At 48.3% G+C, this 15375-nt stretch carries 16 protein-coding genes; 3 read left to right on the forward strand and 13 right to left on the reverse strand.

Annotation, left to right across the window (positions count from 1 at the left end):
• Positions 1-183: 183 nt before the first annotated feature.
• Positions 184-420: a DUF2626 domain-containing protein gene (locus RQP50_RS12060; RefSeq protein WP_021256770.1), complete on the forward strand. Its 237-nt coding sequence runs from the start codon at positions 184-186 to the stop codon at positions 418-420.
• Between the two features lie 115 nt (positions 421-535).
• On the opposite strand, the gene RQP50_RS12065 is transcribed toward RQP50_RS12060, so the two are convergent.
• Entirely contained in the window at positions 536-1669 is a 1134-nt protein-coding gene (locus RQP50_RS12065) for a class I SAM-dependent methyltransferase (protein WP_072728878.1), read from the reverse strand.
• A gap of 165 nt (positions 1670-1834) precedes the next feature.
• Between RQP50_RS12065 and RQP50_RS12070 the strand changes: the two genes are divergently transcribed.
• The gene (locus RQP50_RS12070; RefSeq protein WP_072728879.1) at positions 1835-2947 is read left to right on the forward strand and encodes a coiled-coil domain-containing protein; all 1113 of its coding nucleotides are present in this window, start codon (positions 1835-1837) and stop codon (positions 2945-2947) included.
• 88 nt (positions 2948-3035) lie between these two features.
• Here the strand turns inward: RQP50_RS12070 and RQP50_RS12075 are convergent, their stop codons facing one another.
• Positions 3036-4400, reverse strand: coding sequence for an extracellular solute-binding protein (locus RQP50_RS12075; RefSeq protein WP_072728880.1), 1365 nt, complete (start codon positions 4398-4400; stop codon positions 3036-3038).
• 154 nt (positions 4401-4554) lie between these two features.
• On the reverse strand, positions 4555-5892 hold the full coding sequence (locus tag RQP50_RS12080; RefSeq protein WP_072728881.1) for a PhoH family protein: 1338 nt from the start codon (positions 5890-5892) through the stop codon (positions 4555-4557).
• Between the two features lie 156 nt (positions 5893-6048).
• Here RQP50_RS12080 and RQP50_RS12085 point away from each other — a divergent pair, with 156 nt between their 5' ends.
• Positions 6049-6582 carry a YhcN/YlaJ family sporulation lipoprotein gene (locus tag RQP50_RS12085; RefSeq protein ID WP_065290505.1) on the forward strand — a complete coding sequence of 178 codons (534 nt, stop codon included), beginning with the start codon at positions 6049-6051 and terminating at the stop codon, positions 6580-6582.
• Between the two features lie 73 nt (positions 6583-6655).
• On the opposite strand, the gene RQP50_RS12090 is transcribed toward RQP50_RS12085, so the two are convergent.
• From RQP50_RS12090 to RQP50_RS12135, 10 genes are all read right to left on the reverse strand, one after another.
• Positions 6656-6817 carry a hypothetical protein gene (locus tag RQP50_RS12090; RefSeq protein ID WP_155987174.1) on the reverse strand — a complete coding sequence of 54 codons (162 nt, stop codon included), beginning with the start codon at positions 6815-6817 and terminating at the stop codon, positions 6656-6658.
• A gap of 81 nt (positions 6818-6898) precedes the next feature.
• The gene (locus tag RQP50_RS12095) at positions 6899-8044 is read right to left on the reverse strand and encodes an LCP family protein (protein WP_072728882.1); all 1146 of its coding nucleotides are present in this window, start codon (positions 8042-8044) and stop codon (positions 6899-6901) included.
• A gap of 12 nt (positions 8045-8056) precedes the next feature.
• Entirely contained in the window at positions 8057-8335 is a 279-nt protein-coding gene (locus tag RQP50_RS12100) for a hypothetical protein (RefSeq protein WP_028531282.1), read from the reverse strand.
• A 60-nt stretch (positions 8336-8395) separates the two neighbouring features.
• Positions 8396-8680, reverse strand: coding sequence for a YlaH-like family protein (locus RQP50_RS12105; protein ID WP_021256778.1), 285 nt, complete (start codon positions 8678-8680; stop codon positions 8396-8398).
• A 40-nt stretch (positions 8681-8720) separates the two neighbouring features.
• The gene (gene typA, locus RQP50_RS12110; protein ID WP_021256779.1) at positions 8721-10568 is read right to left on the reverse strand and encodes a translational GTPase TypA; all 1848 of its coding nucleotides are present in this window, start codon (positions 10566-10568) and stop codon (positions 8721-8723) included.
• 173 nt (positions 10569-10741) lie between these two features.
• On the reverse strand, positions 10742-11230 hold the full coding sequence (locus RQP50_RS12115) for a hypothetical protein (RefSeq protein WP_021256780.1): 489 nt from the start codon (positions 11228-11230) through the stop codon (positions 10742-10744).
• Between the two features lie 252 nt (positions 11231-11482).
• Positions 11483-12142, reverse strand: a complete 660-nt coding sequence (locus RQP50_RS12120; protein ID WP_315745617.1) for a TerC family protein — start codon at positions 12140-12142, stop codon at positions 11483-11485.
• A 95-nt stretch (positions 12143-12237) separates the two neighbouring features.
• Positions 12238-13551, reverse strand: a complete 1314-nt coding sequence (thiI, locus tag RQP50_RS12125) for a tRNA uracil 4-sulfurtransferase ThiI (RefSeq protein ID WP_315745618.1) — start codon at positions 13549-13551, stop codon at positions 12238-12240.
• 49 nt (positions 13552-13600) lie between these two features.
• On the reverse strand, positions 13601-14767 hold the full coding sequence (locus RQP50_RS12130) for a cysteine desulfurase family protein (RefSeq protein WP_315745619.1): 1167 nt from the start codon (positions 14765-14767) through the stop codon (positions 13601-13603).
• A gap of 239 nt (positions 14768-15006) precedes the next feature.
• Positions 15007-15363 carry a hypothetical protein gene (locus RQP50_RS12135; RefSeq protein WP_315745620.1) on the reverse strand — a complete coding sequence of 119 codons (357 nt, stop codon included), beginning with the start codon at positions 15361-15363 and terminating at the stop codon, positions 15007-15009.
• Positions 15364-15375: the final 12 nt, after the last annotated feature.

Here is a 15375-nt window from a genome sequence, read left to right on the forward strand (position 1 = left end):
AAAATGTATATCCATTTTTTCTATGAATCATACGTATGCCTGTCCATACAATAGATCACAATGAAGGGGAGATTCCGAAAAAGTTCGTTAATCCATCAAGATTGGCAGTTTACACCAGATGGCTAGAACGCTATAATGTCAATAGTAAATGTTGGGTTGAACGTAACGAGAGGGGGATGAATCGTGGCACGGATGTATCGCGTACTCGGCTTCTGGACATTAGTAATCGGTCTGATGGCGTTCGCAGGAGACATGATTGAGATGGCGCTCCTGTTCTTCATGCAGACTGCTTTTTTTGTATTGCTGGGTTACTTGAAATTGTCCGAACGTACATATACAATGCTGTTTTGGGCGTACATGGTCGTATGCTTCAGCGGCTTTTCGTACTGGAGCGTCTTCGTTATGAAAAACCCTTACTAAGCAGCATCACTGTCTGTTGACTTGTTGCGGACGGATAATGAATGAAAGAATGAATAGATACAGAAAGAAGCGCCAAGAGATCGGCGATCTCATGGCGCTTCTTTTGTGTTGAATCTTATAATATTCCAATTTCCGGTTCCGAACCGCAAGACAGCAGGAGTACATGAAACCGTTCACTCATCTGATCACTCAGCAGCAATTGTCGAATGGCACGATTGCGACGCGCTTCCGCACTGAACGGATCTGGGTTGGTATGCTGCTGCAATTCATTTAGCAACCCCTGTTCGAGTAAAAATGACTTTTGTGTCATATAACCGATGATCGCAGCATTCACTTGCTTCGCAACACGCTGGCAAATATCGAAATCCACCATCGACGTGATATCTTGCTCGCCAATATGAATCCAAGGGTTGTCATGAGCCTGATGACGATGGTAACACATCAGTGTCCCCTCCATCCGATGTGCTGCTGTCAGCTCATTCGTTCCATCCCCATAATCAATAAATATGAACTCTGCTTCCCCCACCTGACTTAAAATTGAGGTCATCCAAGCCGTCATCGCAATCCCCGCATCGAAAATTTGCTGATCCACAAGTTGAATTTCATGCTCCTCTAGCCATAGGAGAATATCTTCCGTTGCGGGCAGCCATAGCGGCATGAATTGCTCCTTCTCCTCATCCCACTTCACATAGCACTGTTCATACCGGCCATCATGATGCCGGATGCGCTCGACTGGGAATGCATCAAGCAGTTCATTGGCTACAACGAACAGGCGCCGTGTAGGAGCCTCTTGTTCAAACACCTGTTCATCCCACCAAGTAATTGGAACCCGCTCTCCTCCGAGCAATTCGGATACTAGTCTCTGATGATGAGGGCTTCTTTCCACAATGACATGCTTATAGCCTTCGAAGCGATCATACTTAAGCCGCTGGCTCATCTGCAGTGCGAGTCGTCCTGTACCAGCTCCCCATTCTACCAGCGTGATGGAATCAGCATCCCAGCCACGCTCCCTTGTGCGTCGTTCTACATAGACAGCAAGCATCTCAGCCATGATTGAGCCGATATTCGAGCTTGTATAGAAATCGCCATTACGCCCGATCTTCGGTCGTTCTGACATATAATATCCGTCTGTTGCGTGATACAGACAGGTGCCCATAAACTGCGAGAAAGGGATGCAGCTGCTATCGGATTGTTCAATTTGGTTAATTAAGTATTGAATGAGGACGGGATTCGGCTGATAATGAGACATACAGTCCTTCCTTTCTATCTATGCAGGTTCAATAGAAGTATCTTGCTAAGTCATGCAAGTATCATCCATGTATACAACTCTATGTACACAACCACGGGTTCAGGTCATGTCCAACCCGATCTGAACATACGATAATGTTGTGCAACTATTTAAGGAGGTCGCCTCATGACCACAACGACACGCGCATGGCGCTCGCTTATCGGACTTCTACTATCGATGCAGCTCATCGCGATCGTTCCGTGTGCGACAGGTGCGGAGCCAGCTTCACCTGTACAATGGAGCATTCAGCCTACCGCTGAAGAGCTGCAGCTGCTTCAACAGAGTCTCTCTATCACAGAACTGGATAAGGAGATCGATCGTATCTCCGTTCAGGAAGCATCGACAGCCAAAGAACGTTCACGAACGGAAGCTGAGCTTCAGACCCGCGAAGCCGCCTTGGAACAGAAGCGAGAACAAGCCGGTCGTGTGCTTCGCGCTTATTATATTGGAGAACGAGACATGATGCTCCAGGCTGTTCTTTCTGCGGATCAGCTGCAAGATATGTTTCAGTTATTCGAATATTTCCAGATCCTCTTCCAGTCTGATCAGGACATTATGAATGACTATAAGGAACAAACGCAAGCCTTGCGTCAGACAAGAGATCAGCATATGCGTCTGGAAAGGGAGCTTTCAACGGTACGCACTCAGCTGATTGATCAGCGCGATCGGCTCAAGCGGCTGCAGCAGAAGCTGGACGCTGACATATCGGCCAGCAATGATCCTAAAGCGATGAATGCACTTATACAAGAGTTTACAACTTACTGGCAGAACGTTGGACTTTATGAAGTTCGTCATTATTTCCGAGCATTGGCGAATGCGATGAACAAGCTCCCCGATTTTGTCAAAAATAGTGGAAGCCTTAGCATCGAGGGTACTAATTATACGATCACAGTCAAGGAAGAACAACTCAATCAGTTTCTCCGTGAGCAGGATCCCATGTTCGAAACCTTTGCATTCCAATTCAAGGAAGGCATGATCGCCGCTGAAGGCTCGCGCTCTGGCATGAGCGTACGTATCGAAGGACATTATACGATAGAATCGGAACCTGAGAATCGAATCTTGTTCCATGTTGATCGAATGTTGTTCAATGGGCTTGAACTGCCCGAGTCGACGCGTACAGAGTTGGAGCAAAAATTCGATCTTGGATTCTACCCGAAGCAGCTCGTATCTTTTATTGAAGCCAAAGAAGTGACAATTGAAGACAAAAGCCTTACCGTCAAGCTGGCGCTCAGCTGGTAAGGCGGTAAGGCTAGGGCTTCTCCTCGTTCAGAGAATCAGCAGATGGCCGTATCCAGTGCATTGTACCATGGATGGATACTCAATCCCGCTATCTGCTGATCGTGCTTGAATGATTCCATTCTTTCTGGAGCTGCTCTGTTGTTGCAGCCCCCTTCAGCCAAAGCTCAGCTGTCCCAATCCATCCATAAATCGGTTCCATTGCATGAAATAACGCCGCTCCTTGATTGGCTTGAGGCAGGAACATATCTGGCAGCCAGCGACGGATATCTCTCCAGCGATCTATGTATGCTTGTTCGTGAGCAGGCAGCACAGACAATGTATCGTACCATTCTCGCTGAACCGCAAGACTCGTCATATAATCAATCCATTGCCTTGCCTCCGCTTCATGCTGTGAACTGGAAGCAATCATATAGCTTCTGCTCGTTGCCCACTGCCCAGCAGGAAGATGTACATCGGCTGGCGCTTCAATCGCTAGCGGTTCACTAACCTCGGCCACTGCTTCCGAATAGGGAACGATCCCAAAGGCTACTCGACCGGCACGCAGCAAATCCCACGTATCTGATTTGCTCGCTTTCTCTCCCCAAGGTATAAAATGAGCTCGATAAGACTCCAGCTGGGCTAACTGTTGGTTCCACTTAAGACCGGATCCTTGCGCATTGTCGGCAACTCCCTTCGCATACCAATCGGCACGCATCAATGGCGCTTGATTCACTTCCGGCCATAGCAAGCCCAACCGCCGAATTAACGATAAGAAGGCTTCCTTATCTCCATCATGCCAGGCAAACCAGGCTTGAGGCATAGCACGCAATTCTACAGCAGCTGTACCACGCTCAAGCAGAGCAGAAGCCCCCTCCTGACTGCTAGGGTCAAGGATCCTCTTCCACTCCTCCCAATTAGAAGGCAAGGATTCTTTGGTTCTGCCGGCCATTAATTCCTTGTTCCATACCAGCACATAAGGATCAATCTGAGCAGGTACTCCCCACGTATACCCATTCCACTTCAGTTGATTCATTAGCCATGCCGGAGAGGAGAAACCAGCATTCGATGACTGCTCAATCGGCAGCAGCCACCCCTTTTTGGCAAAGCCCATTACGGAAACACTGTCTGACAGCATAATGTCCGCACTATATTCCTGAACCAGCTGATTGAACCAATCAGCATCAGTCAATTTATCTGTCGTATTGACAAGCTCTACATAGATGCCCGTTTCGTCAATAAAAGTCTGATTGGCTTGATTGAGTTGGATAAATGATATAGGTGACAGGTTCACCTGCACTCTTAGCTGCTTCCACGTTTCTGGACTCTTCTTCGCCTTAGGCGGGCGATTGGCTACCTCATTCGTTGAGGGCTGTGATGGTACGAATAATTGATCATCTATATGAAATTGGGACAGCAAGAGTAACGAAACGAAAATCATAATAACCGCAACTAGCAGCTTTTTTAAGTTCGGCACTCATTCTCCTCCCACGTTACCATTTTTGACTTTTCCACATCCTTATTGTAGCACCGAACGCACTAGCTGTCCCTATCTGAATGCGTCATTAGAGCAAAAAAATAAGCCCCTGGGACTATCCAGAGGCTCTGAGGGCTGTCGCTCACTAATGACTCTATAGGAGATCAGCTGCAAGCTGAGCGAGTCGGGAGCGTTCTCCCTTCTCAAGGGTGACATGGCCGCTTACACTTTCTGTCTTAAACCGTTCCACCAGATAGGTGAGACCGTTGCTTGCTGAATCCAGATAAGGATGATCAATCTGCGCTGGATCTCCCATGAGGACAATTTTACTTCCTTCCCCGACTCGGGATACGATTGTCTTCACTTCATGTTTGGACAAATTCTGAGCCTCATCAATGATGATGAACTGTCCTGGTATGGAACGGCCACGAATATAAGTGAGCGCCTCAACTTGGATATTGCCCATACCCAGCAATATTTTCTCAATGTCCCCAGCTTTTTTCGTATCGAACAGAAATTCCAAATTATCATAAATCGGCTGCATCCAAGGCCGAAGCTTCTCTTCCTTCTCCCCTGGCAAGTACCCGATATCCTTCCCCATTGGCACTACTGGCCTTGCAATGAGAAGCTTCTTATACTTGCGCTCATCTTCCACCTTCATGAGGCCAGCTGCAAGCGCCAACAACGTCTTGCCTGTACCTGCCTTCCCTGCCATAGTAACAAGGGGAATATCGTCATTGAGCAGCAGCTCAAGCGCCATACGCTGCTGAGCGTTCCGTGCAGTAATGCCCCACACGGGATCATTACTGAGAAATAGCGGCTCAAGCTTCTTGGCGTCTGCGCTCACCTTGAGCAAAGCAGACTTACTCGTCCCCATGTTATCTTTCAAGATGACGAATTCATGCGGGTGAAATGACATATTGACATTTAAGCTGCGGATGGGGAGATGCCGGAAGGAATAAAATTCATCGATCACCCCAGGATGAACGAATAAGGTGACGCAGCCATTATACAACTCATCGCCAGATTGTACGGTACGATCTGACATATAGTCCTCTGTATGCAATCCCAATACATCTGCCTTGATTCGCACAAGCACGTCCTTGCTTACTAGAATGACAGTTGCTGGCTCGGGTTGCCGTTCCTCCTGCTCTAAATGATAATTCAATGCCACGGCCAAGATCCGATTGTCATTCGATACTTCCCCGAACATCTCCTGTACTTTGACAAAGCTGCGATGATTCAACTCCACCTTCAACGTTCCACCGTTGTGCAGTTTAACCCCCGAATGAAGATGGCCTACATCGCGAAGCCCGTCTAGCAAACGGGAAACAGTACGGGCATTGCGCCCGATTTCATCTGCATTTCGTTTCTTCGAATCAATCTCTTCCAGTACAACTGCCGGGATAATCACTTCATTGTCGCCAAATGCAAATAATGCGTTCGGATCATGCAGCAACACATTCGTATCCAGTACAAAAATTTTACTCATACGATCTCCCTTTCAGTTCGCATGCCCGTACTTGCAACACCAGCGGACAGCCGCGCTCGGTGTTACATAAAAAATGCAGGCACCGCTCACACTATAGTCAGTACACATGCCGCACTACTTATTTGACCAACGAACAAAGAAAGGAACGATGAATTCATGCGTATGTTGCTAATTGCCATGCTTGTCATCGGACTCATCGCCGGATGCGGCAACGCGAATAAGCACGCTGCTACGAATAACTCCTCCAATCAAGTTAAGGCGAGATCGACGAATAATGGAAAACCGGTCATTCACGATCGGGAAGCCGTTCGCGAACACTTAACTGCGCTGGCTAGGAAGGTGCCGGGGGTTCGCAACGTTAACTGTGTCGTATTCGGCAATACCGCAATTGTCGGGATTGACGTCGATGCGAGCCTAGAACGCTCTCGAGTCGGAACTGTCAAATATTCCGTTGCAGAGGTTCTCAGCAAAGACAAATATGGCGCCCATGCACTTGTTACCGCAGATATCGATTTGAATCAGCGTCTTCATGAGATGGCGGTTGATATTCGGCAAGGCCACCCTATTTCTGGCTTTACAGAAGAACTTGCAGATATTATGGGCCGCATCGTGCCGCAGATGCCAAGCGACGTCCAACATATTGATCCATCCCGCAATACAGACCAGCCTAAACTGAAAAAACAGATGTAGCTGCATGATTGCCGCACGGCCGCGTGAAGACCGGACAAGCATATTGACGCACGAAAAGCCTAGTGGGGTTCCACTAGGCTTTTCGCATGAAGACATCGTCATATTCATGATCCAGCATAACAGCTGCAGATGGGCAATAGGCCGTCCCGATGCCTGTTTGATCGGATAACAGATGAGACCCTTGGGACATCTTATGTTGCAATAAGGGATTACCCATCATCAAAGCTTCGGACATCACTCAGACCTCCTCCACATCATAATTGCAGCTTTACTCTATTATATTAATGATGCTTCAAAAATTGCATACCCTTATCCATTAGGAGCCAGGTTGGGTTGTATTCGCATGCTGCGAGTCCGCTCCGCCTTCTCCGGATAAGGTTGATTTCAATGATTTGCCGGCAAGTACATCCTTAATCGCCTGCTTGCCCTCTTCCAACTTCACCGTGTCCGGATAGATGTACGGGCTAACCCAATTCCCATCTACAGAGATGTAGTGGATGTTATCGCGGTTAATTCCCAAGTACGTAGAAATGGAACTGCGAATTTGGTCCGGTGTCATATCAATTTTAAAGTTATCAGCCATCGCATCAATAACGCCTGTTACCTTTGTTAGACCGCCAAGCGATTGCATGTTGCCGACGATTTCCTTCAGCACTGCATTCTGGCGGACGTTGCGGTCCATATCTGTCGTGCCCTTCGTCATCGGACGGCAGTTCGATTTGCGGTAGCGAACGAAGTCAAGGGCGTTCTTGCCATCGAGCGTTTGCTGGCCTGTCTTCAGTTTGATATGAGTTCCATCCGCATTATCGTTATAGCACATATTCTGATCCACGTTCACGTTGACGCCGCCGACTGCATCCACGACATCAGAGAAGCCTTGGAAGTTAATCACTGCGGCATAGTCGATCGGCATGCCCATATACTTGCCAAGCATCAGTTTCATCTCATCTTCTGGAGTAGCGCTGTCCAACTTGCCTTGCTCCTTAAGTGTGAAGAACTTCGGATAATAATGATTTAGCTTATCCGGATGATAGCCGGGCAGTTCGAAATACGTATCACGCGGCAAAGAAACAAGCACCGCTTCCTGTGTTTCCGGATGCATTGCGCCGACCATGACAACATCAGTACGACGTCCAGGCAGCTCTGGCCGATAGTCGATACCGAGCAAGATGAAGGAAAAAGGCTCCTTGTTCGGTGAAAGCGTATCTTGCACCGTTGAACTGCCGCCGCCCTGTTTAGCAACTGTAGAAATATCGTTCAACTTGTTGTTCGCATACCAAGCAAAATATCCGACAATGAATATAACGACAACAGCTGCGATAAGCGCGGTGATAAGGGTCACCTTCAACCATTTCGGCATCCCTCGCTTCTTCGTGGAAGACTTCCCTTCGGAGGGCTTCCTCTCAGGCGACTTCCGCCGTTTCTGCTTCGTTCTAGGTGGCAATGGTGTCGATGAATTCATATCTTACCTCACTTACTCATTGTATTTCGGATTCGCTTCGATGTCCTGCCATAATCGCTCTGCATCTTCGCGGTCGAATACTTCTGTGCTCATTTCTTCTTCCCGCCAATACGTAATGACATATCGCTCATCCGATCCATCCAAGCAAGCCTCGAAGGAGGTCAGTTGATGATCCTCCTTCAAGATTGTCTCAAAAAATTGTACCGTCTCCTTCGCTGCCCCATCATCCGGGCGCTGCTCAGACACAATATGAATTTGCAGCCAATTGAATAGTGCAACTTGCAGCTTCATCATCCGGCCTTCTCTCCCCTTTGCGTGTCGGTGATGGTGATAACGATGACGCACAATCCATTAGTTCTTTGAATCTGTCGCCTTCTTGCGGCGAGCTTCCATAAAATAGCGAATGCGTACCATGAACATTAAAGCGACCGCGACAAACAAACATTGAATGATTGGCAGCTTGTCTATTTGAAAGATGAGCAGAACAAACGCGCCCAATCCCATCAGCAAATAGATCAGTACCTCCTTCAATATCGGGAGTTTCTGCACACGGAAGACTTTATTGAACACATACACGATTAACAGATAAATAAGCGCATAACTTACAAAGGGATGGGAAGCCAACCATTCCTGCATCGTAAACGCTCACTCCTTTGCCAAAGTTGTCCAAATCCCATTATACATGGGATTCGGATACTTTGCGCGTCTTTTCTGCGCGTTCACGCTCGCTTTTGTTCAGTATTTTTTTGCGCAACCGTACAGAAGACGGTGTAATCTCGCAATATTCATCATCATTCAAATACTCTAAAGCTTGTTCCAAAGAGAATAGAACAGGAGTTTTCATTTTGACAGTATCGTCTTTGGTTGCGGAGCGAACGTTCGTCAACGCCTTCTCTTTACAAATATTTACGACGATATCGTTGTCGCGGTTGTGCTCACCAACGATCATACCTTCATAAATTTCCGTACCTGGGTTTACGAACAACGTACCGCGATCTTCAACGGACATAATGCCGTACAGTGTTGAATTTCCTGTTTCTGTCGATACGAGAACGCCTTGGTGACGTCCGCCAACTTGACCGCCAGCATATGGGCCATAGCTGTCAAACGCGTGGTTCATGATGCCGTATCCGCGTGTCAGCGTCAAGAAGTACGTGCTGTATCCGATAAGACCACGTGCAGGGATCAAGAACTCCAAACGCACTTGGCCATTGCCATGGTTAATCATGTTGACCATTTCTGCTTTTCTCGTTCCCAAGCTTTCCATTACCGGGCCTGTAGCTTCTTCTGGAATGTCGATAAGCAAGCGCTCAATCGGCTCCGTCTTCTTACCATCCACAACTTTGATGATAACTTCTGGTTTCGAAACTTGCAGCTCGTATCCTTCACGGCGCATGTTCTCAATCAAAATACTCAAATGCAATTCACCACGACCTGACACGATAAATGCATCCGGGCTGTCGGTCTCTTCAACACGAAGGCTGACGTCTGTCTCCAGTTCCTTCATCAAGCGCTCGCGCAGCTTACGTGATGTAACCCATTTCCCTTCACGCCCTGCAAATGGGCTGTTGTTCACGAGGAACGTCATTTGCAGAGTAGGCTCATCAATATGAAGAACCGGAAGTGCTTCTGGATTCGCCGGATCTGCAATCGTCTCACCAATGTTAATATCCTTAATGCCGGCAATGGCAATGATATCGCCCGCTCCAGCTTCTTCTTGCTCAACACGCTTCAACCCTTGGAAACCGAACAGCTTCTCGATGCGTGCCTGCTTCGTCTTCCCTTCACGGTTAATAACCGCTACAGATTGACCTTGACGGATCGTACCACGGTTCACACGACCAATCGCAATACGTCCCATGTACTCGTTGTAATCGAGCAAAGTAACGAGGAATTGCAATGGCTCTTCTGGATTTTCAGTTGGTGCAGGGATGTGGGAGATGATCGTCTCATACAATGCCTGCATGTTCTCTTCCTGTTTCGCAGGATCGGATTCCATGCTCGATGTACCGTTAAGCGCAGATGCATATACAACTGGGAAGTCCAATTGCTCATCATTCGCATCAAGCTCGATGAACAGCTCAAGCACTTCGTCGATGACCTCTTCTGGACGAGCATTTGGACGGTCAATTTTGTTTACAACAACAATTGGCGTCAATTGGCTCTCAAGCGCTTTGCGAAGTACGAACTTCGTTTGCGGCATGCAGCCTTCAAATGCATCCACGACGAGCAATACGCCGTCAACCATTTTCATTATGCGTTCTACCTCGCCGCCGAAGTCAGCGTGGCCTGGTGTATCTACAATGTTAATCAGGTTATCTTTGTACGTGATGGCTGTATTTTTAGCCAGGATCGTAATTCCGCGTTCACGCTCCAAGTCATTGGAGTCCATTGCGCGTTCTTGAATAGCTTCATGCTCACGGAATGTACCGGATTGTTGAAGCAGTTTGTCTACCAACGTCGTTTTCCCGTGGTCAACGTGTGCGATAATTGCGATATTGCGAAGTAAGCTTCTGTCTTGCATCGTAAAATCTTTCCTTTCTGGGTGTGGAATCATACCAAAAATCCAAATCAAGCTAACCACGAATAAAGCCGCCATAGAGGGCGGCATCTATTCCTACGATAGGTCATTCTGAAGCATGTTAGCACGGACACTTCAGAACTTTACGCTTACATGTTCGCCAGCTAGTGCTTCCATTAACGGAATCGATTTCTGAGTCCGCCAAATGCAAGCCCTGCTCCGGCAAGTATGAGTGCAACGGCAATCATATACGTACCAATTGCAAATACGAGCATCAAGATCAGCATGGATACACCGACCCCACCGAACAACAGCGCGCCTTGCCATGCGCCTCTCGGATGGTATGGATCGTATGCGTAGTATCCATACAGGCCCACGCCAATCCCAATGAGAAGCAGTGGCCATAAATACCCGAACAGTCTCCAATTGATCCAGTGGCTTAGCATGAACAGGACGCCATACATCGTCAGCATACCTGCTGGAACCATCATTACAGGCGGCAGGATTGCCATTCGTGCAAATACATACAAGGCAATACCAATAAGGAACATGAGGAGCGGCCACATCGTACCGCCGATGAAAGCAAACACTCCCATTTTCCCAAGCAAAATGAATAAGCCTGCAGCCAATATAGCAATGCCAATCACTTGTTGGTTTCTAGGCATAGGTCAACCTCCATGTCCAGATTTCTGATTCGGACACGATGTGACGCAATTCGCGTCGTTTTTTACTTTTTCTAGTGTATATGAAAGTTCGTAAAATTACTACCTGCTCCTTGAAAAAAACACAATACCCTTACCAAACCCTCCTGAGACTTCCATAACCGCCCTCTATTCATAATAGAAAAAACCTGCCATCAGCGTACGGCAGGTACAAAGCATCTGTTCCGACTATCTATTGCAGAAGATCAAAAAGAGCTAATAACGTACCTGGCGCCGAAACCAAAATCCGAGCAGCACGACGAGCGCAAGAGCGATCCACGGGAATCCGTAATGAAGCTTGATCCACATGGCGGGCAGCCATACCGCCAATCGTTCATCAGACGCAATCATCTCGCCCGCGGTATAGCCAAGTATCCCTGCACCCGCATACAGAAGCAGCGGCATTTTCTGAAGCCATATGCTGATGAACCCGCTTCCCCACACGATAATGGGAATACTTAGCGCTATGCCGATTGCAACAAATGCCAGATTTCCCTTGGCTACCGCTGCAATCGCCAGCACATTGTCGAGACTCATGACCACATCGGCTAATAGAATAATTCGAATAGCCCCCCATAAGGAGTGGGCCTCGTTATCCCGGGTATCTGCAGGTTCCTGTTCAGCAATCAGTTGAACCGCGATAACGAACAACATAACCCCTCCCGCTGCCTTCAGGAGCGGAATGTTGATTAACCATAATGCCGCTACAGTCAGCACAATACGAAGTACAACCGCGCCTGCGGCGCCCCACCAGATGGCTTGCTGCTGTTGTTGCTTAGGCAAGCGTCTGCTCGTCATGGCAATTACGACTGCATTGTCTCCACTAAGCACCAAGTTAATCAGCATAATCTCCACTAACAACCATATCGATTCCACAGCCCGTCCCTCCCCTGTAGTTAGGTCTATGACAGAGGAGGCCGAGCTATTCCGCAATTCGCTAGCCAATGCGCAGAACAAGTCAATCCAATTGTTTAGAACCAATCTCCAGTTGCTGGCGCTGCCGGCCCAGCAGACTCATCTGCTATCTGTACAACCTGAGCAGGCTCATTCGCATTCGCTACCTTGTCTTTGTCTTTACCCGACAACACGATTGCATCATCAGGCGAGCCGCCCGCCTTCAGCAGGATCGCTTCCGTGTTTTCCACAGCAGCTTTAATGAGATCATCCAGCTCGGGGATAGAACGTTCCGCATGCTCAACGATATTCAAATTCGGATTCGTCGCCGGCGATTTCGGAATGAATAGAGTACAGCAATCTTCATAGGGAAGAATGGACAAGTCGTAAGTTCCGATATACTCTGCTTCACGAATGATCTTATCCTTGTCCACCGTAACAAGCGGACGAAGCAATGGCAGATCTGTCGCACGGCCGATGACATTCATGCTGCCAAGCGTCTGGCTCGCAACTTGACCCAAGCTGTCTCCCGTTACGATTGCCAGCGCATTGCGCTGCTCTGCAATTTGTGTGGCAATGCGCAGCATGGCACGGCGCATCAACGTAATAAGTAAGTTATCATGTCCACTCTGATGAAGGCGAGTCTGGATATCTGTAAAGGGAACCATATGCACACGCATCCGTCCTGCATAGTTCGCAAGCACTTGAGCAAGATCGAGCACCTTCCGCTGCGCCCGTTCACTTGTGAACGGATAGCTGTGGAAATGAATCGCATCCAGTTGCAGCCCTTTGCGCAATGCTTCATAGCCGGCAACTGGACTGTCAATCCCCCCAGATAGAAGCAGCACGCCGCGGCCGTTGGATGCCAATGGGAAGCCTCCCGCACCTTGTACAACTTCGCTATACACATAGGTCCATTCTTCTCTAACCTCAACGCGCAAATCAATTTCAGGCTTGCGCACATCGACCTTAAGCCCCTCAAACTCGCGCAGCACAGGCGCACTAACAAGGTAATTCATCTCCTGGCTGCCATGCGGGAATCCCTTCCAAGCACGCTTCGCAGAAACTTTAAAGGTTGTCCCATCCGCAGGATTCATCTCACGGATTAATTGGACGGCCGTTTCAATAATCGGCTCTAGCTCAGAAGGAGTTCGCTTAACTGGACTAATGGACACCACACCGAACACATGCTTGAGCACTTGAATCATTTCGTCTAATGGCTCACCATTCAGCTCAACATAGAGTCGACCGTATTCTTTAATGACTTTAGCATTAGGAAAAGGACTAAGCATTGCATTGACATGCTGGTAAGCTGCCTTTTCAAACTTGCTGCGGTTCTTGCCTTTAATTGTGATTTCCCCATAACGAAGAAGAATCATATCGTATTCCATGATTTTCTCTTTCCCTGCCTTTCGCTTGCTATCGATTCCAATACCTATATTATCGCTGCACAAGAGATTGCAATTGTTCTGTCATTTGCTTGAAACTCTGTACAAGCCGCTTCAACTCATCCTCAGAGCAGTTCGTATCCAGACTGATGCGGATTCCGCTTGCAGCAACTTGAGAGTCATGCGTCATCGCCAGCAGCACACGGCTGGGCTTATGGAGCTTCGATGAACACGCGGATTGTGTTGATACAATAATGCCACGCTGTTCGAGGGCGTGAACCACAACCTCTGATTTCATTCCAGGGTATGATACATTGATGATATGTGGAGCGCCATATGGAACAGCAGGACTGTTCACAACAAGCGGCTTCATCTGTGACAAATGTTCAAGTACGAATTGACGCAGGCGAACAAGCTTGTCATAGCGTTCAGACTGCCCTTCGACCGCTAGTCTGACCGCCTTAGCAAGCCCTACAATGCAGGGGACATTCTCTGTACCAGGACGAAGCTCCCCCTCTTGAGAACCTCCATACATTAGCGGCTTCAATGCGACTTGCTTCCGCTTAACGAGCACGCCAGCCCCACGTGGCCCTTGAATCTTATGTCCCGAGAGACTATATAGGTCTACACCCCATTCAGCAAGACGAACGGGAACCTTCCCTAGGCCCTGCACCCCATCCACATGGAACGTTACTTTTGGGTAGCGGCGCAGCATATCTCCAATTTCTCCAATAGGCTGTATAGCACCCATTTCATTGTTGACGTGCATGATACTAACGAGTATTGTATGAGGCCGAATTGCAGCCTCCACTTCGTCAGGACGGACTCGGCCGTTCTCATCCACAGGAAGGTAGGTAACCTCAATCCCCTCCTGCTCTAGCTGCTGAACACATTTATATACGGATGCATGTTCAACTTCAGATACGATCATATGGATTGGCTTGCCTGCAGCTTGATAGGCCTTCGCAATACCGAATATAGCAATGTTATTGCTCTCTGTCGCCCCTGATGTGAACAGTATATCTTCGGGCTCCACTTCCAGGGCACGAGCTACAACCTCGCGCGAGCGTCGAATAAGCTGCTCTGCTTGCCCCCCAGCACCATGAATCGATGAAGGGTTGGCATACACCTGCCCCATCACCTCCGCAACCGTCCGAATAACATCCGGATGGGGGGGAGTCGATGCACAATGATCGAAATACAACTGAGTTGCGCTCACCACATTCCCTCCTCATGACAACAAAAAAGATCAAAATCGGATCGAGGCGCAATCGGCTCCTCACCGTTGTTGATCTCATGTACGAAATAAGATGTTACTTATTTTACACGTTTCAACATAAAAGCACCATCCCTAATCCCATGTTCTTATCGATCCTTCATGCAGCTAATGCTCCCTTGCTCCCCATATAGAAAAAGCCTGATCCGGGGCAACTTACCGGTTCAAGCTTGAATACTCACTTATGATGACATCGTTATGAATTGGACAAGGACGGCTAATAACCCAGCAACGGTCGCAAAGATTCCAGATGAACGACTTCCCTGCAAGTAGGCAAGAACACCTAACGCGGCGGCCCCAATCCCCATCGGAATTGGAAATAGAAAGAAGGCGATAATCGAGAAAATAACGGCCAGCATGCCAATACCCGACCAATGATTGATCTTCGAATGCTGTGTTGCAATGCGAAGCGTGTCTGAGAGAGTTCCCGCTTCTTGCCCAAATTCTACATCCTGCTGCTGTTCTCGATTTCTCGCGGTATGACTTCTAACCCGGTGCCGCTTCAAACGGCGTGAATTGCGTGCTTTGTGACCTAACATCACACCTCACTC

Source organism: Paenibacillus suaedae (assembly GCF_032337355.1).
GTDB classification, from domain to species: domain Bacteria; phylum Bacillota; class Bacilli; order Paenibacillales; family Paenibacillaceae; genus Paenibacillus_B; species Paenibacillus_B suaedae.